Below are 25,880 nucleotides of genomic sequence, written 5' to 3' on the forward strand. Positions count from 1 at the left end.
TGAGAAGCGAAATTTCTGCTTATTTGACAGTGACATGCTGGGGCATTACGATGGAGTCTGACGTGAGCCGGATTAAGAAGATTAGAGAAGGTGACTTAACGTGCAAGGACAATATCGGCCGACTCAGGCGGAGATCAATCTGGATCATTTGCGAGGCAACGTAACCGCCTTTCGTAAGGCGTTACCTCAGGGTACGAGATTTCTCGCTTGTGTAAAGGCCAACGCTTACGGGCATGGTGCAGTAGAGACAGCCAGAGAATTGGAACGAGTAGGCGTGGATTATTTAAGTGTAGCGTTCCTGGACGAAGCTCTTGAACTGCGTCTGCACGGCATCACAAGCCCGATTCTGGTATTGGGGTATACGCCGCCTGAAGGAGTCGCTGTAGCGTGGCAACATGATGTGACGATTACATTGTTTAGCAGAGAAGTGCTTGAGGCTATCAAACAGGTGAATCCAGGCACATTCGCAAATCAGCTGAAAGTTCACATCAAGATCGACAGTGGCATGGGCAGATTGGGTCTGCTACCTGGCAATGAGGCCTTTGACTTTATACAAGAGGTTTCCTCACTTGATCAGGTAATGCTGGAAGGTATGTTTACTCACTATGCCAAAGCAGATGAAGAAGACAAGACCTATACACTGGAACAGTATCGACGGTTTCAGAGCGTTACAGAGACGCTTCGGAATCAGGGATGTGTCATCCCGATTATACATACGGCGAACAGTGCCGCTACTATTGATACACCTGAATTATCCTATGATATGGTACGTGTGGGCATAAGTCTGTATGGACTGTATCCTTCGGTAGAGGTGAATCACCAGGTAGTGAAACTGCTCCCGGTAATGACACTGAAGACAAAAGCGGTTCTGGTCAAAACACTGCCGTCCCATTGGGGAGTCAGTTATGGAACCCGTTATTTTACACATGAAAATGAACGAATAGCGACCTTGCCTATCGGCTATGCAGACGGATTCTCAAGAATGCTGACAGGCAAAGCACAAGTGCTTGTACGTGGCCGCCGCGTTCCTGTCGTTGGTACGATCTGCATGGATCAGTGTATGGTGTCGCTACAATCTTTCGCAGAAGAAGCGGAAGCAATTCAAGCCGGCGAAGAGGTTGTTCTCATCGGTCACCAGTCTGGTGGTGTAATTACCGCTAGTGAAGTGGCAGACCAGCTTGGTACGATTCACTATGAAGTGATCTGCATGATGGCACATCGTATTCCTCGGGTCTATACCCGGGGAGGAGAGGTAGTCGCCAGAATCAATCCCCTTTTGACAACGTAATTCGCAAATTGGACACGATTACCAGCAAAGTTTTTTTCAGAACAGAAGGAATACTGTCGCAGTATCTCGAAATATGTACGTTGTCAGGAATTAAATCCTGAAATGCGATGTTTAGTCTGTACGAATAATGATTCCCGTGTTTATAATGGAGTACAGCATACTTGATATACGCGGGGCATATATATTCCTTTGTATAAAAGTTCTGGAAAAGCGTAATACTGGTTCACAATGGCGAAAGGTTTGTGGGGGTGGAAGAAAGGTGGCCAACTTGCAGAACACCAAGCGGATTATGATCAGTTTGCCTGATTATCTTTTGCAGGAAGTGGATGGCATCGTAGCGCTGGAGAATTCCAACCGCAGCGAATTGATTAGGCAAGCAATGAAGCTGTACTTGACGGAACGGAAGAAACGTTACATCCGTGAATCAATGCAGCGAGGGTACATGGAGATGGCTAAAATTAACCTGACCATGGCATCCGAAGCCTTTCACGCGGAGGAAGATGCGGACAGCACTCTGGACCGCTTAGTTAGCGGGGTGTAGACAGTGATCGTAAAACGTGGTGACGTTTTTTTTGCGGATCTTTCTCCCGTTGTCGGTTCTGAGCAAGGTGGCGTCAGGCCGGTTCTGGTCATCCAGAACGATATCGGCAACCGGTTCAGTCCAACCTGTATCGTGGCGGCGATTACCGCCCAGATTCAGAAGGCAAAGCTGCCAACACATGTCGAGATTGATGCAGCGGCGCATGGCTTTGACCGGGACTCGGTGATTTTGCTCGAACAGATTCGGACGATCGATAAGCAGAGGCTGACCGACAAGATTACGCATTTGGACGAGGAGACCATGAAATTGGTTAACGAGGCCTTGCAGATCAGCTTGGGTTTAATCGATTTTTAGGGTAAAGCGTAGCACTTGATGTGCTTGCTCGCCTGTCTGTTGACAACGGATGTTCCTGTGAGGGAACACACAATTTCAGAATGTAATCTTAAGAGCGTGCGATACCTTTATGGGTGTTGTGCGCTCTTTTGATTAAGACTTGGTGAAAGCGTAGAACATTGATGATCTTTTCGTTATAATGGAACCTGAGAAACCGTTTACCCGAAAGACCTATATAGATAGATGGAGGAGACATATGAGCATTTACATCAATCAGGAGAAACTTCAGTTTCATTTACAGACCCGCGAGGCGAGCTACGTATTTCAGGTATTGCCTTCGGGGTATTTGGTGCATTTGTATTATGGTAAAAAACTGCGTGATACCGACCTGAGCTGGCTTCATGTTCGGACGGAAAGAGCATCCTTTAGTCCAAATCCGGTGCCGGAGGATCGTACGATTTCGTTTGACACCCTGCCAGTGGAACTTCCGGTCTATGGAACGAGCGATTTCCGCAACCCGGCCATCCAGCTGGAACTGGAGAATGGTTCAACGGTATCCGAGTTTACGTATACAGGCCATCGTTTGGTCAAGGGAAAAGAGGCGTTAACGGGACTTCCGGCAACGTATGTAGAATCCGAAGATGAAGCGGATACGCTTATTATTGAAATGCAAGATCAGGTGTCGGGTGTGAAAATTGAGTTAACGTATACTGCGTTTACTGCTTTTAACGCCATTACACGCTCGATGCGTATCGTGAATGAGAGCGCTAACGTGGTAAATGTACTGCGAGCACTCAGCTCTTCTGTAGACCTGCCACATGCAGATTACGAATTGCTGCAACTCTCGGGTGCTTGGACTCGTGAACGTGACATCGTTCGTCGTCCACTTGCTTCCGGATTGCAAGGAATCGAGAGCCGCCGTGGCTCCAGCAGTCACCAGCAAAATCCGTTCATTGCCTTGATGACACCGGGAACGGATGAAGATCAAGGTGAAGTGTATGGATTCAGTTTAGTATATAGCGGTAGCTTTACTGCACAGGCAGAAGTGGATCAGTTCTATACCACTCGTGTATCTGTTGGTATTAATCCGTTTGAGTTCAGCTGGAAGCTTGAACCGCAGGAGTCGTTCCAGACACCTGAGACTGTTATGGTCTACTCGGCTACGGGCCTGGATGGCATGTCTCAATCCTACCATGAATTGTACCGCGAACGTCTGGCGCGTGGACAATTCCGCAATGCTGAGCGTCCTGTGCTGGTTAACAACTGGGAGGCAACGTATTTCGGGTTTAATGCCGATAAGATTGAGCAGATCGCACGTGCAGGGCAGAAGCTCGGCATTGAGTTGTTCGTGCTGGATGACGGTTGGTTCGGTCACCGGGACAGCGATAATTCATCCTTGGGCGACTGGATTGTGGACAAAAACAAGTTGCCTCAAGGACTGGATGACTTGGCTAACCGTGTCACAGGTCTGGACATGCAGTTCGGGCTGTGGTTCGAGCCAGAGATGATCTCCCCGGATAGTGAGCTGTATCGTAAGCATCCGGACTGGTGTCTGCATGTGCCTGATCGCCGCCGTACCGAAGGAAGACAACAGCTTGTGCTCGACTTCTCCCGTCAGGATGTGCGTGACGAGATCGTTCGGATGTTGTCCGATGTTCTGGGCTCTGCACCGATCACTTATGTGAAGTGGGACATGAACCGTAACATGACAGAGGTCGGCTCTGCATTACTCCCGGCGGACAGACAGCGCGAAACGGCGCACCGTTATATGCTAGGACTGTACGAAGTAATGGAGCGTATCGTTACTTCCTTCCCGCATATTTTGTTCGAAAGCTGCTCTGGCGGAGGCGGACGTTTTGACCCGGGCATGCTGTATTACATGCCTCAAGCATGGACCAGCGATAACACGGATGCGATCTCCCGTTTGCGGATTCAATACGGTACAAGCCTTGTATATCCTGTAAGTTCCATGGGTTCACATATTTCGGCTGTGCCAAACCATCAGGTGAACCGGATCACTTCTCTGGAGATTCGCGGTCATGTTGCGATGTCGGGCAACTTTGGATATGAGCTGGATCTGACGAAGTTTACAGACGAAGAGAATGCAATTGTAAAAGCACAGGTCGACCTATACAAGGAAATTCGCAGTACGGTACAATACGGTACTTTCCGTCGTCTGCTCAGTCCGTTTGAAGGCAATGAAACGGCATGGATGTTCATTGCACCAGATGGCGGTGAAGTGATTGTATTCTACTTCCGTGTACTTTCTGAACCGAATGCACCGCTTCAACGTCTGAAGCTGAAAGGGCTTGATCCAAACGCGGATTACCGCCTGAAAGGCGGCTCAGAGACGTTTACAGGCGATGCCTTGATGTATGGCGGTATTGCTGTAGGTAGTGAGTCTGGAGACTACCTGAGCGAAATGTTCCGGTTTGAGCGGGTGTAAATAAGTTGAACTAGAGATTTTACACAGTCCACTCCGATGACAGAATAACCTTCCATTCGCTGTTATCCCCAGATTTTTTGATTCCCTTTTCCAAAGGGGAAAATCCGGTGATAAAGGCGAACGCTTCGCTTTTCCAGGTTTTTTCTGTCCCCTCCGTTAACGTGTAAAAGAAACTCTCAACTTATTTAGGTGAATTGGAGTAAATTATTTTTTAAGAAGACCAGGGGACGTCATGATGACGTTCTCGGTCTTTTTTTTCGTTCAACGGGGAAGGATGTTAGGAGTGCAATAACGCAAATGACAGACGTGCCATAGGAATGATAGAAATTTCAACGTGATTTTGTGATAATATAGAGAAGAGTGTTATTTAGAGCTTGAAAAGCTTGAGATCAACTTCGGATGATCGACCATACTGTTATTATGCAGCACTGCTGCCCTGAAATGAGTATTATGAACGATTCAGGAAGGAAAGAGGGATTTATTTGTCTGAACAGGAAACGGTTCTGGAACCCAATGAAGAAACATTAAAGGCGGAACGCCAAGAACGAATCATCAAACAGGTAGCCAAGGAACTGTCACTGTCCTTGAAGCAGATTCGCACCACATCGGAGCTTCTGGACGAAGGCAATACGATTCCGTTTATCGCCCGCTACCGTAAAGAAATGACTGGAGAACTGGATGAGAACCAGCTGCGGCAGATTGAAGAACGCTTGGTGTATTTGCGTAATCTGGAAGACCGTAAACTGGAAGTTATCCGTATTATAGAGGAACAGGGCAAGCTGACCAAAGAGCTGGAGAAATCCATTAAGCAAGCTGTCAAGTTGCAGGAAGTAGAGGATCTGTACCGTCCTTACCGTCAGAAACGTAAAACGCGTGCCAGTGTAGCCAAGGAAAAAGGTCTGGAGCCGCTCGCCGTATGGATCTGGGAACAGCCGAAACAAGGAGATGCACTTCAGGAGGCTGCGCGTTATATTAATGCAGAACTCGGGGTGGAGGATGCAGAGTCGGCTCTTCAAGGGGCAAAGGATATTCTCGCTGAAAATATTGCCGATGATGCGGCTATTCGCGCCTGGATTCGCAGATATACACTGGATCACGGCATGCTGACTTCAGAAGCCAAGGATACGGAGCAAGAGTCGGTATACGAGAACTATTATAGTTACCGCGAATTAGCCAAAAAGATGCCGCCGCACCGCATTCTTGCGATTAACCGCGGGGAACGGGAGGGTATTCTCAAGGTTGGACTAGACGTGCAAGCCGAACCAGCTCATCGCCATATGGAAAGCCAGATTATTCGTGGTGCTTCTGCGGTGCAAGATATTTTGCGTGCCGTCGTCGAAGATGCGTACAAACGTCTGATTGCACCGTCCATTGAACGTGAAGTGCGTGCCGAGTTGACGGAAAAAGGGGAAAATCAGGCGATTTCGGTGTTCTCCGCGAATCTTCGTAACCTGCTGTTACAGCCACCGATTCATGGCAAACGTGTACTGGGTGTCGATCCGGCATACCGGACAGGCTGTAAACTGGCAGTTGTCGATGATACAGGGAAATTGCTCGAAGTAGCTGTAACTTACCCGACACCTCCGCATAACAAGAAGCGTGAAGCGGCTGAAGTGTTCCATCGGATGATTAAGCAGTACGATATTGGATTGATCGTTATTGGTAACGGGACAGGTTCGCGTGAGACAGAGCAGTTTGTAGCCGAGATCATTCAGGAGAATGGCGATGACAGTCTGGTTTATCTGATTGTGAACGAGGCTGGTGCAAGTGTGTACTCTGCATCCAAGCTTGCCCAAGAGGAATTCCCGGATCTGGATGTTGCCGAGCGTAGCGCGGCTTCTATTGCTCGCCGGGTACAAGACCCGCTGGCTGAACTCGTTAAAATTGATCCAAAAGCGATTGGCGTCGGCCAATACCAGCATGATGTATCCCAGAAGGTTCTGGAAGAGAGCTTGAAGGCTGTCGTAGAATCCGCAGTTAACCATGTTGGCGTGGATGTTAATACGGCTTCACCTTCCTTGTTGTCTTATGTTGCTGGTGTTAATGCAACTATTGCCAAAAACATTGTCAAATATCGCGAAGAGAACGGCCGTTTCACAAGTCGTCGCCAGTTGCAGAAAGTGCCCCGTTTGGGCGCAAAAACATATGAACAATGCGTAGGCTTCATGCGTATCTCTGAAGGGGAGAATCCACTGGATCGTACGCCAATTCACCCTGAATCGTATAAGGTGGTTGATCAGCTCTTCAAAGAGCTTCAGGTCGAGCTGGACAAACTCGGAAGCAAAGAACTGTCTGTACTTCTGTCCGAACAGCAGACAGAACAGTTGGCCGTTAAACTGAATGTCGGTGTGCCTACACTACGTGACATTCTGGACAGTTTACAGCGCCCGGGTCGTGACCCTCGTGAAGAGATGCCGCTGCCGATTTTCCGCACCGATGTACTCAAGATTGAAGATCTGGTGGAAGGTATGGAACTGCAAGGTACCGTTCGAAATGTCATTGACTTTGGTGCCTTCGTTGACATCGGCATCAAAAGTGATGGGCTTGTCCATATCTCTCAATTGAGTAACGGGTACGTTAAACATCCGATGGATGTTGTTTCCGTTGGTGATAATGTGACCGTCTGGGTGATGAATGTAGATACGAAAAAAGGCCGTGTTGGCCTGACGATGAAAAAACCTGCATCTGCAAATTCGTGATTAATTATCGCGTTTTGGCATCATGATGTGATGTCAAACTAAACGTCTGTAGACGTATATACGTGTAAACGTATAATGGGACAGCCTTCCGCATTGGGAAGGCTGTTTGCTGTTAAGTATTATCCTTTTTGGTGCAATGGTATGGATAGGTATGGTGTTTGGTGTACAAGGCTTAGATTTCGTTCTCGATGTTGCGCTGTGAACCGCTGGCAGGTTTGTTGCGATAGAAATACCAGCATTCGTTCAGTAACTTGATTTGACGACTGTCCTTTTTGTGGAACGCCCGCATGAGTTGGTTGCAGAGCCATTGAGGCAAAGGAATCTCCTCCTTTTGCATAATTCATCTGTACGTTAGCATATGTGGCAATAGCCTGGACTGTGCGGGATAACTCCATGTCAATTCAAAATGATCATAATCTGTTGAACCAGAACGAAAAAAAGCACATTCCCCTGTGCGGGAAGTGCGCCTTTTGCATTGTATTGAGTTTTGCGAATCAAAAGAGAAGGATTACAATATTGCGGTAAGGTAATGGTTGAGGAATGCTCATACATCTGGTTTTAAACAGACATAATTTCCCTATGAAATGAATCAGAACGACTCCATCTCTTCTTCATACCATTGTTCCAATTGGGCTTGTAGTGCCCGGATCTCGGTAAGCAGGGAAATCAAAGGATAATTGCTTTCACGCAGGGCAGCAAAACGCTCTTCAAGGGCATTGATATAATCAAGCCCGCCGATGATGGACAAGTTTTCGTTTAACAGATCGAGATGATCACATTCGGCAATAGCCCAGGGTAGAACGGGTACATCTGTTGCCGTGAGTTTGTCGATTTCCTTGTGCAGACGCAGATTAAGCGCACTGAGTTGATAAGCATAATCCGCGGGCATTTCAACAAACTGTAATTGTTGCTCCTGCTGCAGGATGACATAGCGCATTGTAGGCATAACGAGTATTAATCTCCCCTCATACATTCTACTTGACAGTGTAGCCTACGAAACGGTTAAAATTCAAGTATTGTACGGGAAAAACAGTGTGCTCGGGCGGGTGGAGAGAGAGGAGAATGATGGAAAATAAGGAATTACAACAATGGATTGAACAGATTTCTCTGGAACATTTCGGAGTTCCGTTTACTCATGAAGCGATATTTAACCGTCGTCTGACGACAACGGGTGGAAGGTATATGCTCAAAAGTCATCGGATCGAGATAAATCCACATCAGCTCGAAGTTTATGGAAAAGACGAGGTTGAGAAAATTATCAAGCATGAACTGTGCCACTATCATCTGCATATTCGAGGGCGGGGATACCAGCATAGGGACCCGGAATTCAAGGCACTTTTGCAAAAAGTAGGTGGTTCAAGGTTCTGTCAGTCTCTCCCCGGAGACAAGGGCAGAAAACCGCTACCGTATCGGTACAAGCTGGTATGCAAGAGTTGCGGGATGGAGTATTTGCGTAAACGGAAAATAGATCCCAAGCGTTATCGCTGCGGTCGATGTTCAGGCAAACTGACAATTCAAACCATCTGACGAACACTAGGAATAATTTGTTGTAAAAAGGGAGTCAAAGGCAGGTTGACTTGAATTATTAATCATGATAAATTAATGTTATTCAAGTTAATTTTCCCTGATAGCTCAGTTGGTAGAGCACTCGACTGTTAATCGAGTTGTCACAGGTTCGAGTCCTGTTCGGGGAGCCATTTCTTGGAGAGATACCCAAGTGGCTATAAGGGGACCCTCTGCTAAGGGGTTAGACTGCGTAAGCGGTGCGAGGGTTCGAATCCCTCTCTCTCCGTTCTGAATATACTTCTATGCCAGGGATGAGAACCCTAAAGGTTCGTCGGAGCATAAGCTTCGGTAGCGATACATCGCAGTCTCGAGCGAAGTGAGAGTATCCCTCTCTCTCCGTTCTGATTATACACTTTTAATCCTCTTTACATGAATGAGAAAATTATTCATGTAAAGAGGATTTTTTGGTTTTTTAGCATCTGAGCCGTTTACAGGGAAATACCCAAAAGTTCGTACAAACCTGATTTTCCAGCCTCGGTTACTTCTACGGAGCGACTTCCTGTTTTTTGACGAATCCAATTCAGTTCAAGTAATCGCTGAACGAGCTGTTCACCAAGCAAGCCGGACAGGTGATGACGGCGTTCGCTCCAGTCCAGGCATTTACGAGCGATGGCCCGGCGTGATCCTGGCTTCAATTGCAGCTTAATTCCAAATGAGCTAAACCACTGCGATCCCTCCTCCGTAATTAGATAATCCTTACCTTGCGTTTCTTTAGGTTCAACCAGATAACCTCTCTTGAGCAATGCTTCGCAGAGTAAAACCCCGAGTTTTCCAGCCAGATGCCCGTAACAGGTGCGAGCATAACTTAATTGTTGCAATTGATTGGATTGCTTCAATGAGCGAACCTGTACCGCTGGGGCAATGCTGGCCATTTTCTCAATCAGATCCGCAATGTCCTCGTTCGCGAGACGATAATACCGATGACGACCTTGCTGTTCTACTTCCAATAGTCCTCCCGCTACAAGTTTAGCAAGGTGATTACTTGCGGTCTGTGGACTGACTGCGGCCATATAGGCCAGCTCGCCGGCAGGTAACGCCCTTCCATCCAGCAGAGCGGAGAGGAATATAGAACGGCTTGTATCGGCAATAAGTGAGGCGATAACAGTAATATTCGGATATGCATTCATACTTCGATGATAGTTGAAATAATGCTGTATTACAATTGGTTTCAATTCATGAATTGAACAGGAGAGGTATAAGGTGAGCAACGATATGCAGCAGTATAGCACAAAACAAACTACCCAGTCGGCTCGGATGAATCAGCACGAGACTATTAATCCCAGTATTTTATACTATGGCACCCCTGTGATCATCCTTAGTACTTTAAACGAAGATGGGTCTACGAATCTTTCCCCATTATCGTCTTCTTGGGCGCTGGGGGATTGTCTGGTACTGGGGATAGGTACACAGGGCAAGGCTTATGAGAATCTCTGTCATCATCCTGAATGTGTTATTAATCTGCCGGATGACTCGATGTGGGGAAGAGTAGAAGCGCTGGGGCGGTTGACGGGAAGCTCTCCCCTGCCAGAAGTTAAAGAAGAAATGGGATATACGTTTTGCCAAGATAAATTTAGGACAGTAGGTCTGACGTCTCAAAGTTCAGTTCAAGTAGCGCCAGATAAAATAGCTGAATGTCCGCTTCAGATTGAAGCGGCTGTACAACATATACGTATCCCGGAGCATACGCCGAATATGGCGATTGTAGAAGTGAAAGCGGTGAAGGTGCATGCACATTCTCATTTGATTTCAGATTTCAATAAGATTGATCCGAAGCAATGGCATCCGTTGATTTATAATTTCAGGCATTATTACGGACTTGGGGAGAGACAAGGCGAGAATTTTCGGGCATAGAAATAAATGGCTGATGAGATCGAATAAGAGGTCGAGTGAGAGGTTAAGTGAGAGTTGCGCTCCTTGGCATGTTACGGAACCCAAAAAACAAGCACAGGCTGGCTCGGTTAAGGAGACTGCTGTGCTTGTTTTCACTTCACTAATGTTACTAACCTTTGAATGGTACTTTATCAGCCTTCCGAGACAATGGTTTCCTCAGGCGCGATCGGTTTGCCTTCTAACAGGCTATGAATCGCATGAGCGACGCCATGCTCTACATTGGTTAGTGTGATTGTTTTAGCCATGGCGCGAATTTCGGGTTCGGCATTGCCCATTGCGATACCTAGCCCAGCCATTTGTAACATGGAAACATCATTAAAGTTATCCCCGATCGCGGCTGTGTCTTTCATCGAAATGTTCAAGTGCTCCGCCAGTTTGGAGAGGGCATTGCCTTTGGATACATCCGGGTGTTGCATTTCAAAGTTATGCTCAAAGGAGACTACCATTGCCACATCGGTTCTTGAGGAGAAATATTCACGTCCGCGTTGCACCTTCGCTGGATTCATCGAGAAGGCCATGATGTTATAGATGCAAGCTTCTGCCGGAATTTCAAGATGGTTGTTCACGCGGTGATAGTCTTTTTTGTCGTAGTGTTTTTTGATCGAACGGATCATGCGCTCGATATCTTCACCGGGTTTTGATCCCAGGACACGTTCCAATTCGGCGAGCATCGTCTCATGAGTACTGATTGCAGCGTATATGCCCATCTGAGTTGAAGCTTCATAATAAATGTGCTCATCTTCCAGCCATTGCATGACAGAAGCGGCCGTTTCACGTTCCAGAGGGAGGTGGAATAAGCGTTCTCCATTCTCATCATGAATGGTAGCGCCGTTGGAACCGATAATCGGTGTTTTGATTCCGCCTTGGCGGCTAATCGCCACAACATCTGAATATACGCGTCCGGTCGCAATGGTTACTTTCATGCCAGACTGTTGCGCTTTCTGGATGGCATCGGCATTCTCGCGGCTAATCTGGCTGTCTCTATTCAACAAAGTTCCATCTAAATCGGTAGCAAATAACCTCATATCTTTACAACTCCTTATCTTGTGTGGGTTCAGGGATTAGAATCTCAACCTTTTGTTCGTTTAAAAAATCCAGCCATTCCTGATCCGGCCATTGATCTGTAATTAATACGTCTACCAGCGACCAGTCTGCAAAACGATAACCATAACGTTTGCCCATTTTGGAGTGGTCGGCGAGGATAATTACTTTTTTGGCCGATTTCATCATCTGATGTTTGATCTTGCCTTCCTCTTCAGAAGCACTGAATCCATCCATAGTGAGACCGCCAATGCCTATAAAGGCTTTATCCACATAGTAGTGGGAGAGTGTCTCAATAACCGGTGTACCGTAGACATAACGCTGTTCCTTATCCAATCGGCCTCCTAACAGTCGAATCTGGACTGCTGTGTGCTTGGATAACGAATCAGCAGAGTGAATGGAATTTGTAATTACAGTGCAGGATTTCCCGTTCAGATTCTCCGCGCAGGACTGCACCGTTGTGGAGGAATCCAGGATAATGGTTTCTCCTGAACGAACGAGAGCAGCGGCCAGTTTGCCAATGGCTCTTTTTTCCTCAGATACATACTTCAACCGATCCTGATACGACTTGAACTCTTGTGGGGGAGAAGGGAGGATTGCGCCACCACGTGTACGAATAATAGCTTCCTGCTCTTCGAGTTTAATCAGATCCCGGCGTGCCGTATCTCGTGAGACATCGAATAAAGATACAATCTCTTCAGCCGAGATACGATGATGCTTGCGCAGGTGCTCAATAATGAGTTGCATGCGTTCTTCTTGAAACAAACGTAAAGCCTCCTTATATTCATGGATGACCGTGCGTTGTACTATAGTTTAATTATAAGTAATTATAATGTGATCTGCAATATTGTAAGTGAAAATAAGTTTTCATAAGTTTTTTAATCATTAATTTACATAATTAAAGTACGGTCATGACAAGAATGTGATTTTAGATATAACGAGATAAGGTAAATAAGAAGCGAGATTAGGAGATAAGAAGTCGGCCGATGGGTTGAGAAAATGACCTTTGGATGCGAGCAAAAATTTGGGTTTTAAAAGATTATAAAAAAAGTGTTGCACTGTTATGTTTCTCTGTGATATACTCATTCTTGTCGCCAAGAAGACAAATTGTTCATAAGGCCCGTTGGTCAAGGGGTTAAGACACCTCCCTTTCACGGAGGTAACAGGGGTTCGAATCCCCTACGGGTCATAGTATTACCTCATTCTTCACCGTAATAGATTCGTCTTTAATAAGGGGTTTCTTTGAAAGTCACTGCTCTGTAACATTCGATATGAAGCATGGCATAACATCAGGTGAAGGTACATTGAGAGCCATTAGCTCAGTTGGTAGAGCACCTGACTTTTAATCAGGGTGTCGAAGGTTCGAGCCCTTCATGGCTCACCATTTACAATTTTATATGCGGTCGTGGTGGAATGGCAGACACGCTATCTTGAGGGGGTAGTGGGTGTATACCCGTGGAGGTTCGAGTCCTCTCGACCGCATCAGATTTTAGAGTGAGACATCCTTAAGGAATTAAGGGTGTCTTTTTCTATTTTTTTCGCGAATGCTAAGTTATTGTTTAAAACGAACCTTTAATCAGCGAACCGGGCCAATCAGATTGAAGTATTTATCGGACGATACTCCAGACGACTGGAACAGTGATTTTCCTGGATATAAAAGGGCTGAGGATTCAGAAATATTGTGCTATAATTCAATCATATGGCATTTAAGTTGATATTACGGTTGGAAGGCGGTTCTTGCATGAAGTCAATCTATGAGCGAATTGAGCACCTGATTGCCGAAAGAGGGATGACAAAGAAGGCCTTCTGTGAACAGCTGAAGATAAGCACAGGCAATCTGGGTGACTGGAAACGTGGTAAATCAATCCCGAGTACAAATAAACTCATTGAAATTGCTTCATTTTTTGATGTGAGTCTGGACTGGTTAATGATTGGGCGTTTATCGAAGGAAGCCATTGTGCGGGAAAAGCGGGAAGATTATTTTTTTAACGTGTTGCGGCAATTGAATTGCCAAGAGAGTGAATTATCGACTGTGGAACAGTCTTTTATTAGTGAATATATCGAGTTCACTCGTTATCGCAAATTCAAAGAGAGTAAAGATTCCGGAAACTATAGCTACCAACCTGAAGCGGAAGACGAAAATAAGTCAGAGCAGGAAGGGACGTAAGTGTCTCTGATTGATAAAAAAACCTCCATCTGTGCCCAAGGGAATGATTTCCGGGACAGTAGGGAGGTTTTTTTTCTGTAGAAATATCGGTTTAGTGATGCTGGTCAAGAATACTGGAGTATTTGGGGTACAACTGGCGGATACAATCTGGGCAGATGTCGTGTGTAAACTCGGCGGAAGTATGTTTTTCCAGATAGCGCTCGACGCTGTTCCATTCGTCTGATTCATCCTTGATATGTTTGCAAACGGCACAAATAGGCAGTAGTCCATGGAGGGTGCGAGCTTCAGTCAAGGCTTGTCGCAGCTGAAGTTCTGTCTTCTTCTGTTCTGTAATATCTGTGTGAGCCACCAAAGCGAGGTTGGTATCCATCGTAGGTCCGTTCTGTAAGGGAGTAAGTTCTACGCGAAACCATTTCTCTTCGTTGTGTGGTGTAATAACAGAGATATCGTATGTATGGGTTTTGTTAAAAGGAACAACGTTATGCCTCAGATACCTCGCGAACTTGGATGGATAGTGGTTTTTCTGTTGTGCTGCCCATGCTTCCATCAGGTGAAGGTAATGATTGTGGCGGCTGGCTGCGCGTAAGAAGAGTTTATGAAGTCCGTGCTGCCAGGCCCGGTTACAGCTTCGTATCATCCATTGATGATCAATAATGATCAACTGATGATTGGTCGCCTGGAACGATAGGCTTTCCAGGTCGGATGTAATGGTTCCCATGAGAGAAGTCCTCCTTATGATGGATGAAAGTGTTCTTATCTCAGTTCCTCTGGTATGTTCAAAATGTCAGCGACCTGATGTCTGAATCGGGTTGCTTTGCGTGTGCCATGAATAAGGTTGGATAGACGGTAGGGCGGAATATCATGTTGTTCGCAAAAGGTTTTCTGATCGACCTGAAGTTCGGTTAGCCGTCGTTTGATAGCCCATCCGAACGGAGTGACTGGCTTCTTCTTGTTCAATAGGGTTCACCCCTGAGTGGATTTTATAGTATTCAGCAGGTCATTCTTCATGTAAAATAGATAGAAATACGTGCTGTTGGTTCCATTATATACGTAAATTCGTCATCTAACAATTAAAAAATACGGAAATAAGTGTATTTTTTGAATTAAAATGACGTAAGTCCGCATTTTTTTGATTGAAGAAAATAAAAAACACGCCAGCAAGGGGAGTTGCGGCGTGTTTTTGGTGTGCTCTGAAAAAGAGGTTTTGAGGAGGAGTGCGGAATTATGCTCTGTAAGCGTGCAACCCTGCTCCAAGCATGTGGAAGCTGGGGAATAACGACTTCATAGACATGGACGTAGGATGCATGGGTGCATCCGGTGAGGAGGCGCTCACGGTAGTCCATTCATTCTCAAGGTCTGCGGTCAGGCGAGCCAGCAGTTCCCGAGTGGCATTTTCATTTAGGGGGATAACCTTGCAAGCTTCGGATACGCATGCATTCATGGCTGAATGTAAGTAACCGAGAACCGCCTCTTCGACGGGGATATCGAGGTGGTGGTTGATCCAAGCGTGAACGGTGGGGAGGCAACCAACTGAATTGTATTTTACGAAGATTTGTTCAAGCGGGCTAAGGTCGATCCAAGGATGCAAGGCGCGAGACAGTTTGATTAAACGTTTGCCTATGATTGTTGCCTGCTCTCTAAGTTCAGGAGGGGTTCGCTGTACATGCACAAGTTTGTCGATCAGGGCAATTCGCCAAGTATCCTTATGATCTGTTGCGGTGTAAATCCCCTTGATAGCCATACCTTCTAGACGAACGAGACTGGGGTGTAACTGGCAACGCATAAATGATTCGAGTTCCTCAGATGTCCGAATGGTGCCTTCCTTGATGTGGGTGTCCATGCCGAAGAAATGGGTGAATCCTCCCACCTGGACAGAGGGATCAAGCAGTTTCGCGTAATCGAGTAGCTTATTCCCACGGTTCACGATCATTCGCCTCCTGCGCTTTGTTGTGTTATGTTTAATTACATATGATGATCTTTTATTAAGTTTGATGTGTAAATCCGAATTATATGATATATATATTCACATAAACATCCGTGTTTTGTCAATGATTTATGAGAAAATAAAAACTTAATTAAATATAATTCAGAATTATTGTAATATAATATAACATCTAAAATTCTATCTGTGTCATATATTTCATATCTGAAGTCCCTTTGGCCTTTTTGCCGAATCAGATTAATGATATGTAATTTTCGAGGAAATATGACTGGATTTTGCAAGAGGTGTGGAATAGGAAGGGGTGAAGAACTGTTATCAATTTAGAGTAAAGCCGGTTGTAGTAAAATGTCATTCATAAAGTGATTAATAAAGACTTTACTTTTGTTTAAGAATCCGGTATAATCAATTCTGTTGCCGATAATTTACGACATGCGGTCGTGGTGGAATGGCAGACACGCTATCTTGAGGGGGTAGTGGGCGTATGCCCGTGGAGGTTCGAGTCCTCTCGACCGCATCATATGAAGATTTACGAGAGAAGCTTTCCGTGATGGAGAGCTTCTTTTTTTGTTTTCATATAGCAACAAGGACGAATTATTCAGGATGAGGATATGTGTTAAAAGAAAGGACGCAAAAAAGCCGCCCAAAAGCTTGAGCAGTTTCTGGCTCTTTGCTTTATAGGTGGCTTTTTTCGTTTATATGTTTGTTCAAAAGTCTATATCTATTTGTTAATCAGCTTTTGAATATCCTCTTCGATTTTGTCCGGTGTAGTCTGCGGAGCATATCGTTTCACAACTTTACCGTCCTGATCGACAAGGAATTTGGTGAAGTTCCATTTGATGGCTTTGGAACCGAGCAAGCCTGGTGCTTCTTTCGTAATGTGTTGGAAGAGCGGATGAGCGCTTGAACCATTGACGTCAATTTTTTCAAACATCGGGAAGCTTACGCCATAATTCATCTGACAGAATTCAGCAATATCGTCGGAAGATCCTTTTTCCTGCGCGAATTGGTTGCTTGGGAATCCAAGCACTTCAAACGGAGCATCCTGGAATTTATCCTGAAGCTCTTGCAAGCCCTTGAATTGAGGGGTGAGACCGCACTGGCTTGCGGTATTCACAATTAACAACACTTTGCCGCGATATTGGGACATCTCAATCTCTTGTCCGCGAAGGGTGTTTACTTTGTAATCATAGACTGACATGGGGTACGCCTCCATCCTGTTATTCTTAATATACTTATTATATTTTAAACAATTAAATAATGCAAAACTTATTTGGATTTAGCGTTGTTATAACCATTCGCTTGCTGGACTCCAAAATGGATGAGAAATACATGAATCAATTTTTGTGCGGTTGAGAATTAGGTAGCTTGGAAGAGAAGGATAGCGTATGACCTCATTGTAAGCGTTATTATCAAAGGTTATTGCCGGAAATCTGGCGATTCGGTGATCTGTATGCACTTTACATGATCATGGTACGGGTGTATGATTCATAGCGTAATTTGAATTTTAATTAAATTGTACCTGAAAAACGAAACAAACGATAATATCGATCGGTCTTATACTCAAGATTTACGAACGATGTTTTAATCGCTGAGTTTCCATTCATTGTGTATGGAAAACGGGGGAACCAACAGAATGGGCTGTATGACAGCAGCGGACATTCATGGGGTGAATTTTTCGGTGAAATCCGGAAATAGGGCGACTCTCGCGCCCGAATCCGTCAGCTAACCTCGTAAGCGTTAAAGGGAGAGGCAACAAACCGCACGCTGGTTCATGGCGCTTTCGTCATGGATTATTTAAGAAGCGTTTCGGAGGCCTTGGTCCCCACGCTTCTTTTTTTGTTGTCTTTTCACGCCAAGGGAGGAACGAAGAATGGATAAAGAGATGATTTTGGTAACCGCTCCGAATGAAGCTGGACGTAAATTTGTGAAATTGCTGATGTATAAAAAAATGCCATTTGCCGTTCTGACGAACAGTGCTGATGAGGAGCGCAAACTTCGCCGTCTTGGCGTGGAACACGTCATCCGTATGAATACAGCAGCTGCTGAGAAATGGTTTTTGCCGCAAGGCAGTGTAGGCAATGTATTTATTTTTGAGAACAGTCTGAACTTGACATGCCGCTATCTTCAAATTTGTCGCTCTTGGACATCGAAGTCCTTGTGTGTGATCACGGAGCAGAGCCATCCTAAAGGGATTTATCGTGGAATGGGCGCCGATAAAATTGTGTATTCACTGAATGGAGAAGTCGGGTTCCTTCTTAATAGCTGCAATAAACCGGAGGCTGAAGTGAGCAGCTTGTGATTGACATTGATCCAAGGTAAGACGCCTGTTATAATTGCAGGTATAGACTAACGGAATTTGAGGAGACTCATGCTTGTCGTGGGTCTTCTTTTTTTATGGAAACAGTACGGTAGTATAGAAGCGAGGGATAACCTGCAGCTAACGAGGAGGAATCAGCGTGCCGGATATTGCCGGATTGAAGTGGTTGTTTTTTGATGTGGGGGATACGCTGGTGGACGAATGGGAGCCTGTAGATGATATTATTGGGCAATTCGTTCGGGAAGCGAATGATTACGGCTATCCAGTAAAGATTGAGGCGGTAAGAGAACTGTTTGCTACCTGTTACCGTAATTATGAACAGTGGCCCATGAAAGTGGCCATACGTACATATATTCATGATGAAGATCACCGCATTCAGATTCAGGACAAGCTGAAATTCCATAAAGAATTGGAGCAACCGTTTCCTTCTGCAACCAAGGTGCTTGAACAGCTTTCGCATCACTATCGCATTGGCATCATTGCGAATCAGAGTCCTGGGACTGAAGCGAGGCTGGAAAGCTACGGACTTCGTAAATATGTCCATGTCCTGGCCTGTTCGGCAGAAGAAGGGGTGTCCAAGCCTGATCCGGAGTTGTATGCGGTTGCTCTGAAGCAAGCTGGATGCGCGCCGGAAGAAGCGGTTATGATTGGAGATCGAATTGATAATGATATTATGCCAGCACGTAGTTTAGGCTTACGCACCATTCGCATTTTGCAAGGATACGGAAGGTTCCAGCCAGAGCTTTCGGATGACGAGCGTGCAGATTGGACGGTGGAGTCCCTAGATGAACTGCTGCCGCTACTCATACCCGATGAGGATGCAGGCAAATCTATATGAGTCTCAGGTTAGATCGTGTGGGGTAGATTAAAGGTATGAGGGTATTAGAGCGTATCACAATAATGATACAAAGAAGGCCGATTTGCGTTGGGATCAATACCAACAGCGAATCGGCCTTTTCATATATAAACTAGAACAGCATGATGGTCTGAATAATCAAATACACATTCAGCACAACGATGATAGCGGCAATAGCCCAAGAGACAATTTTGAGCCACAGTTTGTTTGCAAAAGGCCCCATGCTTTTTTTGTCACTTGTGAACATCACAAGTGGGATGACGGCGAATGGCAGTTGCAGGGACAGGATGACCTGACTCAAGATCAGCAACTCTTCAGTGCCGTGCTCACCGGCAATAGCAGTGACGATAACAGCAGGGATGATGGCAATCAGTCGAGTAACAAGTCTACGCAACCACGCCGGGATACGGATATTCAGGAAGCCCTCCATGACGATCTGTCCTGCAAGCGTGCCTGTAAGGGTTGAGTTCTGACCGGATGCGAGCAAAGCTACGCCGAACAAGACACTGGCGATCGTTGTACCAAGCAGTGGGGTTAGCAGATGATATGCATCGGATATCTCTGCTACCTGTGTCATGCCCGCGCTGTGGAATACAGCTGCAGATACGATCAGGATGGCTGCGTTAATGAACAGAGCTAACGTCAAAGCAATGGTTGAATCCAGTGTGGTGTAGCGGATAGCTTCTCTTTTACCCTGAGTCGTCTGCTCAATCTGGCGGGTCTGCACAATGGATGAATGCAGATACAGATTGTGCGGCATAACGGTAGCCCCGATGATGCCAATGGCGATGTAGAGCATGGCCGGGTTTTGCAAAATTTCGGTGCTAGGAACGAATCCGTGAAGAACACCGCCCATATCCGGTTTCGCCAAAAATAGGTCGATGCCGAAACAAAGAGCAATGGTTGCCATCAGCACGATGACGAGTGTTTCCAGTGCACGGAATCCTTTGTTTTGTAGTACGAGAATGAGTAATACATCCACTGCGGTAATAATCACACCGTACAACATGGGAATGTTAAACAAAAGTTTAAGAGCGATTGCTGAGCCGATGACTTCGGCGAGATCCGTAGCCGCGATAGCCAGTTCACATAGAATCCATAACATCATGACAACGGGAGCGCTGAAGCGTTCACGACAGGCTTGGGCGAGATCACGCCCAGTGACAATACCTAGCTTGCCTGCGAGGGATTGAAGCACCACGGCCATCATGTTGGAAAAAAGGATGACGGACAATAACGTATAACCGAATTGCGAGCCGCCTGCGATATCCGTAGCCCAGTTGCCGGGGTCCATATAACCAACAGCGACAAGATACCCTGGGCCGACAAAGGCGAGGAACTTTTTCCACCATGCCGCATTTTTGGGTACTTTCATGGAACTGTGTGCCTCACCTAGCGAGGGGGCCATCGTAGCTGCGGAAGCAGACGCATATTCGCTGGATGGAGAATTGAACGGATTTTTTTGACTCATACATGGATCACCTGACTTTACAATAAGATGTGGCCGGCCTGTAGCCGGAATAAATTCATTTTTAGGATGTGCTCTAGCACAAATGCTGTGGCAAATAAACGGGATAAATACGAGTGCTCATATATCTAAAATTTTATGTTCATGTTTACATTGTACACCCTCAATAATTTTTGTCTAGTGCAACTTTTGTGTAGTCGGACAAAAAAAAGGAGAATTTTTCGAAGAGCCTCTTTATATCGTACCCATTTCGTAAAAAGATACGACTTTTATCACGTACGCATGAAATTTAGCCAAATGTAAAAGCTGATAAAGTACACAATCAGACGTTTCAAATCGAGCCAGAAGTTTAAAATGAATTGTAGGCAGTCAAAACTTTATTAACGAAGGAGAGATTCTGATGGAAGCTTTATATACAGCAACAGCGACAGTAAAAGGTGGACGAACAGGTTCGGTGGCTTCTTCGGACGGTGTACTGCAACATGATCTGAAAATGCCGAAAGAACTTGGCGGTGCTGGTGGAGAAGGTACAAATCCCGAGCAACTTTTTGCAGCTGGATACGGTGCATGTTACGAGAGCGCTCTGGCTAACGTGGCACGCAAAGCAGGTGTGAAATTGGAGAATGTCGTTGTAACCAGCAACGTATCGATCGGCAAAGATCCAACAGATGACGGATTCAAGCTAGCGGTTCGTCTGGATGTGAGTATGCCGGGAGTGGATCACAGTCAGGCTGAGGATCTTGCCCGCAAGGCGCATGACTTCTGTCCGTATTCAAAAGCAACCCGCGGCAACATCGACGTTGTACTCAACGTTGTCTAATAGATAGGAGAATCCCTGGCTTTTTCTCTTTGAAAGGCACAGGTAAAACAAAGAGCAAGGTATCCAGTGATATCTGATCTTCAAGCACACAAGCCCTGCTGGTAGCTCAGCAGGGTTTTGTTTTCCAACATATATCACCTGAGAATTCACCTAATCTGAAAGCGGAGGAGGATTTCTCCGTATTAAGTCGTACTCTTTTACATAAACGTACAGTCACTTCATGCCACATATTCCATTAAGGGGGAACGGCGATGAGTATTGAAGAGATGATTGAGAGGAAATTTGTATGCACCAAATGCCGGGGTACGGAATGCAACATTAAAGAAGTCTCTATGTCAGGAGCGGGGCTCAGTAAGGTGTTTGATATTCAGCATAACCATTATTTGTTTGTAGGCTGTACGGCCTGTGGATATGTGGAAGTGTTTAACCCGGACGTGTTGAAAGGCAAGAAACAGGGACAAGTTGGCACGATTCTGGATATTCTGTTCGGCGGATAGACATGCGTGAGTTGACATCGACCTGAAATTTCTTTAATATGATTTAGTACTGAAAGTGTCAGTGTCATTAGCATGAACCAAATTTGAATTCACGGGTGATATCCATGTCTTATAGACCAAGCATTGCACAACTGCAAGTAGCCAGCAAAAACGAAAAAGACGGATTGTACGAATTTACGATGAAACTGGTGGATGGTACACAGTGCCGTGTATTCTACTCCAAATCTCCGGATTGGAAAATGACTGCGATCAGCCGTCTGCAGAAAACACCTTGTCCTGTATGTCGTAAAGACTTCATCTGCAAATGTATGGATCAATGGTCAGGTGACCTGCATCAACAAATGATTAACGACGAGTGGATGGAAAAAGCACTGGCTGAGTAATTGTCGGACAGTTATGAGCGTAGGCACTGAGCCTGCGCTTTTTTTCTATTTTGCCAGAGAGATTGGTGGATCAAATTTAGGTTAGGCGAGGAAAGTTGCTCAAAATGGGTAAGTAATCTAACAGCACCATATAGGAGGCCACGATCATATGACAGTAGACCAAGAGGATAAGCATCAGGGACACCCGATTGTTCTTGTAGACGGCGTTTGTCACTTCTGCCAGGGGTTAACCAAATGGATTATCAAGCGTGATCCGAAGGCGAAATATCATTTTGCTTCACTTCAGTCGGATGTGGCGAAAGGATTGCTGGAGAAGGGTGGTCTGAGAACTGACAGCATGGATACGTTTGTATTGATTGAAAATGGAAAATACTATACACGCTCCACAGCAGCGTTAAGGTTGGCCAAAGGTCTCAAGTTTCCTTATCCGCTACTCTATGTGTTTGTTATTGTGCCCAAATTCATTCGTAATGCAGTATACAACTGGGTTGCGCGCAATCGGTACCGCTGGTTTGGGAAGGACGATGCATGTATGTTGCCTACACCCGAGACTAAAGATCGATTTTTATAAGTATAAAAGTATCAGTTTTCAAGGATAAGCTTCCATAAGAAAGAAGTTTCATGTAAGGTGATTAATATCGGCAATTACTGGGTAATTACTGTGGGTTACATTATTTTTTACATTATTGGGAGGATAACAACTTGAAGAAGTGGACGACAATGATTATTGGGGCATTATTGGCAGTAAGCTTGGCAGCATGCGGAAACGACACAGATAAATCTGCAACGCCGCCAGCAGGTAATGAAACAACGACTGAAAGCAACAATACAGCGGAGCAGAATGCGGCTGTTCCAACACTGGATGAATTGCTTGCCAAAACAGGTGAAGCAACGAAAGCGCTGAAAAGCTTCACTACAGAAGCTAACATTGATCAAAAAATTAAAGTGGATGCTGGTGAGCAATCTCAAGATCAGCAAGTAAAAACGTCTTTGAAAATGGATATCATTAAAGATCCAATGATGATCTATCAAGAGATGGAACTGGATATGTCTGGACAAAAGCAAAACGTAAAACAGTATATTACTTCAGACAAAATTTACTCCCAAGTGGGGGACCAGTGGGTAGCGATCCCAGAAGAGCAAACGAAGGCGCTCATCGAACAATTGAAAGCTAGCATGAACCCGGAAAAAGAGCTGGACCAATTCAAAAAAGTAAAAGAAGACGTTAAGATCACTGAAGAGGGCGACAACTATGTCCTGAACGCAGATGTATCGGGTGACAATGTCAAGGAATTGGCTAAATCCGTTATGGAACAAAACGGTTCAGATGCTCAAATGCAGGCTATGCTTGATCAAATGAACATTAAGAGCATGAAGATGAAATATTTGATTAACAAAGAGACGTCTCTTATGGAGAAGATCGATGTAGAGATGGTGATGGAGATGGAGCAAAACAATCAGAAAATGACGATGGACATGAAAATGGACACTTCGTTCTCCAACCATGACAAAGTTGCAGAAATCAAAATCCCGCAAGAGGCTTTGGACAGCGCAAAATAAGTAAAGCCTGAAACACCTTTGATTCTTACTTCGGAATACCTGTGGGTAGACCGGATAAGGATCAGGGGTGTTTTTTTGATTTTGGAAGTTCTTTAGAGTGTTATAATATGGACTTGTATGATTTATTTTTTAAATTTGGTCATTTGTAAAAGGATCAGCCGTGATTGTAAACATGTGGTTGCGTAAGGTTAATTCATCATTGTTTTAATGGGAAGGGGATACCGAGATGATCAAATATGCACATATTCATCACGTAAGTCTGGCTGTTCGTAATTTGGAAACCGCAAAAAAATTCTATTCGGGTTTGCTCGGAATGCAGGAGATTGAGCGTCCTCCGTTTCGTTCCACGGGTGCGTGGTATGCGATCGGCAGTCAGCAACTTCATCTGTTGCAACATCCGGAAGGTCATACGCTGCGGGAAGCGGGGATTGATACAACCGACGGACATTTTGCACTTTGGGTGGTCAGTTATTCGGAGACGCTAGCTTGGCTGGAAGAGCAAGGTATTGAATATGAAGCTAGACCAGATAGTGTGGCTGGATTCGCTCAGATTTTTATCCTTGATCCGGATCGAAATATCATTGAATTTGGAGCGCCTTATGGTTCTTAAGTGAGATGGTTAGAATAAATCCCTTGCTCGTCCAGAAATTGTATGTTATAGTGTGCATACATTCATAGCACGTGACGGAAGCACCGTCCATATCCTGCAATTTCATGCGGGAAATGGGCGGTGTTTTTTGTGCTTTTTTTTGATGGGAGGGAAACGTAATTGATTGTCCTTAAGGCAATGCTGGTATCGAGGGATAAAGATTATATCCAAGCTTGGCTTGACTATGTACAGAGTAGTTCGTCAAGCTCCACGATGCGATTCATCGCTTTTTCACAGTGGGAAGCATTCAGGAATCATATGGATGAACTGGATGAACAAGAGCTACCTGATCTGATCATCGCTGAACCTGAGTTTTTAAACCCTTGGTTGATGAATGGTGGGGATGTCTCAGGTATCCCATGGCTTATGCTTAGCGAAGGAGCTGACGAAGGGCACGAGGCGAAGCGACTCATGAAGTATCAGCCGTTGCCTGCGTTGCTTGAAGCCGTCAGGAGGGCTTGCAGGCAACCACGTAGTAAGCGGAGTCGACATTCGGGTCAAGAAACATTAACCATCGGTGTATTATCGGCATCGGGTGGGAGTGGTAAAACAGCCGTAGCTCTGCATATGGCGAAGCAACTTGGACTCGCTGGGTATTCTGTGTTGTATCTCAATCTGGAGACTCTGGACAGCTCATTTCCTTTCCTGGAGAGAGGGTTACGGCAGGGCAGTCAGCATCATGTGGAAGCAGAGACAGGTTTATCACGACTACTATATGATCTGAAAGCCTGTAAAAGGGAGGTAGCGGGTGGTCAGTTACAGACGCAGCGGCGTAGCCTGAATCAAGGTCCTACACAAGATAGAAGTGCGGGGGGAAGGAAAAGTACGGATGCACATACAGATATAGCGTCTGCTACTTATTCGGATATCTCGGTAACAGGACAAATGAAAACAATAGTTGAGTATGTTGTTGGGCATGAGGCATTAAAGGCGGATGTGTTCTGGCCGTTAGCCAACCGTAAGGAAATGTTACAGATGTCTAAAGCGGATACAGTGGATCTCATCCGGTATCTGACCGATTCCGGGCAATATGAAGTGTTGATTCTGGACGGAGACTCAGGCTGGGATGAACGTAGTGATGGCATCCTGAAAACGGCAGATACCTTCGTCTGGTTAGTAGAAGATGATATCGCCGCGATGCATCGATGGGGACAATGGCTTCAGCATAACGAGCGTAACCGAACAGAACTGTTAGGAAGTATGCTGGAGCGTACGTATTTTGTCATCAACAAATATCGGGAGCAAGTGATCAATCCATTGCCAAGACCTGATCTGTATGTGGATGCAGTGTTGCCTTATATTCCTTCTTGGAAACAGATGAATCAGGAAGAGGTCATGCTGAGTTCACCGATCTTCCAGCGTGAAGTAAAGAGATTGTGTGAATTGCTGATTCAGGCTGAAGGAGGTGGCTAGCCGC

Annotated in this window: 27 protein-coding genes, 6 tRNA genes and 1 riboswitch; of the genes, 23 read left to right on the forward strand and 10 right to left on the reverse strand. The window is 45.5% G+C overall.

Features of this window, described 5'->3' with window-relative positions; genetic code table 11:
* Positions 1-100: 100 nt before the first annotated feature.
* The 5 genes from alr (at position 101) to ACT89M_RS07140 (ending at position 7,307) form a co-directional block, all read left to right on the forward strand.
* Complete coding sequence (gene alr, locus ACT89M_RS07120) at positions 101-1,288, forward strand: alanine racemase (RefSeq protein ID WP_154890874.1); 1,188 nt, start codon at positions 101-103, stop codon at positions 1,286-1,288.
* A 259-nt stretch (positions 1,289-1,547) separates the two neighbouring features.
* A complete protein-coding gene (locus ACT89M_RS07125; RefSeq protein ID WP_024630715.1) occupies positions 1,548-1,829 on the forward strand; it encodes a CopG family ribbon-helix-helix protein in 282 nt (93 codons plus the stop codon).
* A gap of 3 nt (positions 1,830-1,832) precedes the next feature.
* The gene (locus ACT89M_RS07130; protein ID WP_024630714.1) at positions 1,833-2,183 is read left to right on the forward strand and encodes a type II toxin-antitoxin system PemK/MazF family toxin; all 351 of its coding nucleotides are present in this window, start codon (positions 1,833-1,835) and stop codon (positions 2,181-2,183) included.
* A gap of 235 nt (positions 2,184-2,418) precedes the next feature.
* The gene (locus ACT89M_RS07135; RefSeq protein ID WP_154890875.1) at positions 2,419-4,608 is read left to right on the forward strand and encodes an alpha-galactosidase; all 2,190 of its coding nucleotides are present in this window, start codon (positions 2,419-2,421) and stop codon (positions 4,606-4,608) included.
* A gap of 482 nt (positions 4,609-5,090) precedes the next feature.
* Entirely contained in the window at positions 5,091-7,307 is a 2,217-nt protein-coding gene (locus tag ACT89M_RS07140; protein WP_154890876.1) for a Tex family protein, read from the forward strand.
* A gap of 172 nt (positions 7,308-7,479) precedes the next feature.
* On the opposite strand, the gene cmpA is transcribed toward ACT89M_RS07140, so the two are convergent.
* Together cmpA and ACT89M_RS07150 are read right to left on the reverse strand one after the other, a co-directional pair.
* Positions 7,480-7,623, reverse strand: coding sequence for a cortex morphogenetic protein CmpA (gene cmpA, locus ACT89M_RS07145; RefSeq protein WP_154890877.1), 144 nt, complete (start codon positions 7,621-7,623; stop codon positions 7,480-7,482).
* Positions 7,624-7,896: 273 nt separating this feature from the next.
* Complete coding sequence (locus tag ACT89M_RS07150) at positions 7,897-8,253, reverse strand: hydrolase/acyltransferase (protein WP_090918133.1); 357 nt, start codon at positions 8,251-8,253, stop codon at positions 7,897-7,899.
* Between the two features lie 119 nt (positions 8,254-8,372).
* On the opposite strand from ACT89M_RS07150, the gene ACT89M_RS07155 reads away from it, so the two are divergent.
* From ACT89M_RS07155 to ACT89M_RS07165, 3 genes are all read left to right on the forward strand, one after another.
* A complete protein-coding gene (locus ACT89M_RS07155) occupies positions 8,373-8,834 on the forward strand; it encodes a SprT family protein (protein ID WP_221787934.1) in 462 nt (153 codons plus the stop codon).
* Between the two features lie 94 nt (positions 8,835-8,928).
* A tRNA-Asn gene (locus tag ACT89M_RS07160) sits at positions 8,929-9,004 on the forward strand.
* Between the two features lie 6 nt (positions 9,005-9,010).
* Positions 9,011-9,099: transfer RNA gene (locus ACT89M_RS07165), tRNA-Ser, on the forward strand.
* 202 nt (positions 9,100-9,301) lie between these two features.
* Here the strand turns inward: ACT89M_RS07165 and ACT89M_RS07170 are convergent.
* Positions 9,302-10,000, reverse strand: coding sequence for an ArsR/SmtB family transcription factor (locus ACT89M_RS07170; protein WP_154890878.1), 699 nt, complete (start codon positions 9,998-10,000; stop codon positions 9,302-9,304).
* Positions 10,001-10,127: 127 nt separating this feature from the next.
* On the opposite strand from ACT89M_RS07170, the gene ACT89M_RS07175 reads away from it, so the two are divergent.
* A complete protein-coding gene (locus ACT89M_RS07175; protein ID WP_154890949.1) occupies positions 10,128-10,724 on the forward strand; it encodes a flavin reductase family protein in 597 nt (198 codons plus the stop codon).
* Positions 10,725-10,894: 170 nt separating this feature from the next.
* On the opposite strand, the gene ACT89M_RS07180 is transcribed toward ACT89M_RS07175, so the two are convergent.
* On the reverse strand, positions 10,895-11,788 hold the full coding sequence (locus ACT89M_RS07180; protein WP_154890879.1) for a Cof-type HAD-IIB family hydrolase: 894 nt from the start codon (positions 11,786-11,788) through the stop codon (positions 10,895-10,897).
* A 4-nt stretch (positions 11,789-11,792) separates the two neighbouring features.
* Positions 11,793-12,569, reverse strand: coding sequence for a DeoR/GlpR family DNA-binding transcription regulator (locus ACT89M_RS07185; RefSeq protein ID WP_090918125.1), 777 nt, complete (start codon positions 12,567-12,569; stop codon positions 11,793-11,795).
* A gap of 352 nt (positions 12,570-12,921) precedes the next feature.
* Between ACT89M_RS07185 and ACT89M_RS07190 the strand changes: the two genes are divergently transcribed.
* The 4 genes from ACT89M_RS07190 (at position 12,922) to ACT89M_RS07205 (ending at position 13,971) form a co-directional block, all read left to right on the forward strand.
* Positions 12,922-12,993: transfer RNA gene (locus ACT89M_RS07190), tRNA-Glu, on the forward strand.
* 119 nt (positions 12,994-13,112) lie between these two features.
* Positions 13,113-13,188 (forward strand) — tRNA-Lys (locus tag ACT89M_RS07195).
* Between the two features lie 15 nt (positions 13,189-13,203).
* Positions 13,204-13,286, forward strand: a tRNA-Leu gene (locus tag ACT89M_RS07200).
* A 259-nt stretch (positions 13,287-13,545) separates the two neighbouring features.
* Positions 13,546-13,971 carry a helix-turn-helix domain-containing protein gene (locus ACT89M_RS07205; RefSeq protein ID WP_090918123.1) on the forward strand — a complete coding sequence of 142 codons (426 nt, stop codon included), beginning with the start codon at positions 13,546-13,548 and terminating at the stop codon, positions 13,969-13,971.
* A 91-nt stretch (positions 13,972-14,062) separates the two neighbouring features.
* Here ACT89M_RS07205 and ACT89M_RS07210 read toward each other — a convergent pair whose 3' ends face one another.
* The 3 genes from ACT89M_RS07210 to ACT89M_RS07220 form a co-directional block, all read right to left on the reverse strand.
* The gene (locus tag ACT89M_RS07210) at positions 14,063-14,689 is read right to left on the reverse strand and encodes a nitrogen regulation protein NR(II) (RefSeq protein WP_154890880.1); all 627 of its coding nucleotides are present in this window, start codon (positions 14,687-14,689) and stop codon (positions 14,063-14,065) included.
* Between the two features lie 35 nt (positions 14,690-14,724).
* The gene (locus ACT89M_RS07215; RefSeq protein ID WP_090918120.1) at positions 14,725-14,928 is read right to left on the reverse strand and encodes a Rha family transcriptional regulator; all 204 of its coding nucleotides are present in this window, start codon (positions 14,926-14,928) and stop codon (positions 14,725-14,727) included.
* Positions 14,929-15,193: 265 nt separating this feature from the next.
* Positions 15,194-15,895, reverse strand: a complete 702-nt coding sequence (locus tag ACT89M_RS07220; protein ID WP_186812194.1) for an urease accessory protein UreF — start codon at positions 15,893-15,895, stop codon at positions 15,194-15,196.
* Between the two features lie 449 nt (positions 15,896-16,344).
* Here ACT89M_RS07220 and ACT89M_RS07225 point away from each other — a divergent pair.
* Positions 16,345-16,427: transfer RNA gene (locus ACT89M_RS07225), tRNA-Leu, on the forward strand.
* 204 nt (positions 16,428-16,631) lie between these two features.
* Here the strand turns inward: ACT89M_RS07225 and ACT89M_RS07230 are convergent.
* Complete coding sequence (locus ACT89M_RS07230) at positions 16,632-17,111, reverse strand: glutathione peroxidase (RefSeq protein ID WP_123063300.1); 480 nt, start codon at positions 17,109-17,111, stop codon at positions 16,632-16,634.
* 378 nt (positions 17,112-17,489) lie between these two features.
* Positions 17,490-17,665, forward strand: a riboswitch (cyclic di-AMP (ydaO/yuaA leader).
* A 118-nt stretch (positions 17,666-17,783) separates the two neighbouring features.
* On the opposite strand from ACT89M_RS07230, the gene ACT89M_RS07235 reads away from it, so the two are divergent.
* Together ACT89M_RS07235 and ACT89M_RS07240 are read left to right on the forward strand one after the other, a co-directional pair.
* On the forward strand, positions 17,784-18,212 hold the full coding sequence (locus ACT89M_RS07235; protein WP_090918114.1) for a hypothetical protein: 429 nt from the start codon (positions 17,784-17,786) through the stop codon (positions 18,210-18,212).
* A gap of 157 nt (positions 18,213-18,369) precedes the next feature.
* The gene (locus ACT89M_RS07240; protein ID WP_221790207.1) at positions 18,370-19,068 is read left to right on the forward strand and encodes an HAD family hydrolase; all 699 of its coding nucleotides are present in this window, start codon (positions 18,370-18,372) and stop codon (positions 19,066-19,068) included.
* Between the two features lie 130 nt (positions 19,069-19,198).
* Here ACT89M_RS07240 and ACT89M_RS07245 read toward each other — a convergent pair whose 3' ends face one another.
* Positions 19,199-20,557 (reverse strand): Nramp family divalent metal transporter, encoded by a 1,359-nt coding sequence (locus tag ACT89M_RS07245; protein ID WP_308722538.1) that lies wholly within the window; start codon positions 20,555-20,557, stop codon positions 19,199-19,201.
* 397 nt (positions 20,558-20,954) lie between these two features.
* On the opposite strand from ACT89M_RS07245, the gene ACT89M_RS07250 reads away from it, so the two are divergent.
* The 7 genes from ACT89M_RS07250 (at position 20,955) to ACT89M_RS07280 (ending at position 25,876) form a co-directional block, all read left to right on the forward strand.
* Positions 20,955-21,374 carry an organic hydroperoxide resistance protein gene (locus tag ACT89M_RS07250; protein ID WP_090918107.1) on the forward strand — a complete coding sequence of 140 codons (420 nt, stop codon included), beginning with the start codon at positions 20,955-20,957 and terminating at the stop codon, positions 21,372-21,374.
* Between the two features lie 251 nt (positions 21,375-21,625).
* Positions 21,626-21,871, forward strand: a complete 246-nt coding sequence (locus ACT89M_RS07255) for a zinc ribbon domain-containing protein (RefSeq protein WP_090918105.1) — start codon at positions 21,626-21,628, stop codon at positions 21,869-21,871.
* 104 nt (positions 21,872-21,975) lie between these two features.
* A complete protein-coding gene (locus ACT89M_RS07260; protein ID WP_090918103.1) occupies positions 21,976-22,254 on the forward strand; it encodes a hypothetical protein in 279 nt (92 codons plus the stop codon).
* 148 nt (positions 22,255-22,402) lie between these two features.
* Complete coding sequence (locus tag ACT89M_RS07265; protein ID WP_308722539.1) at positions 22,403-22,825, forward strand: thiol-disulfide oxidoreductase DCC family protein; 423 nt, start codon at positions 22,403-22,405, stop codon at positions 22,823-22,825.
* Between the two features lie 131 nt (positions 22,826-22,956).
* The gene (locus tag ACT89M_RS07270) at positions 22,957-23,814 is read left to right on the forward strand and encodes a DUF6612 family protein (protein WP_154890885.1); all 858 of its coding nucleotides are present in this window, start codon (positions 22,957-22,959) and stop codon (positions 23,812-23,814) included.
* A gap of 226 nt (positions 23,815-24,040) precedes the next feature.
* Positions 24,041-24,424: a VOC family protein gene (locus ACT89M_RS07275; protein ID WP_154958501.1), complete on the forward strand. Its 384-nt coding sequence runs from the start codon at positions 24,041-24,043 to the stop codon at positions 24,422-24,424.
* Positions 24,425-24,583: 159 nt separating this feature from the next.
* Positions 24,584-25,876 (forward strand): P-loop NTPase family protein, encoded by a 1,293-nt coding sequence (locus ACT89M_RS07280; protein ID WP_487345147.1) that lies wholly within the window; start codon positions 24,584-24,586, stop codon positions 25,874-25,876.
* The last annotated feature ends 4 nt before the right edge of the window (positions 25,877-25,880 follow it).

The organism is Paenibacillus sp. NN59 (genome assembly GCF_057597225.1).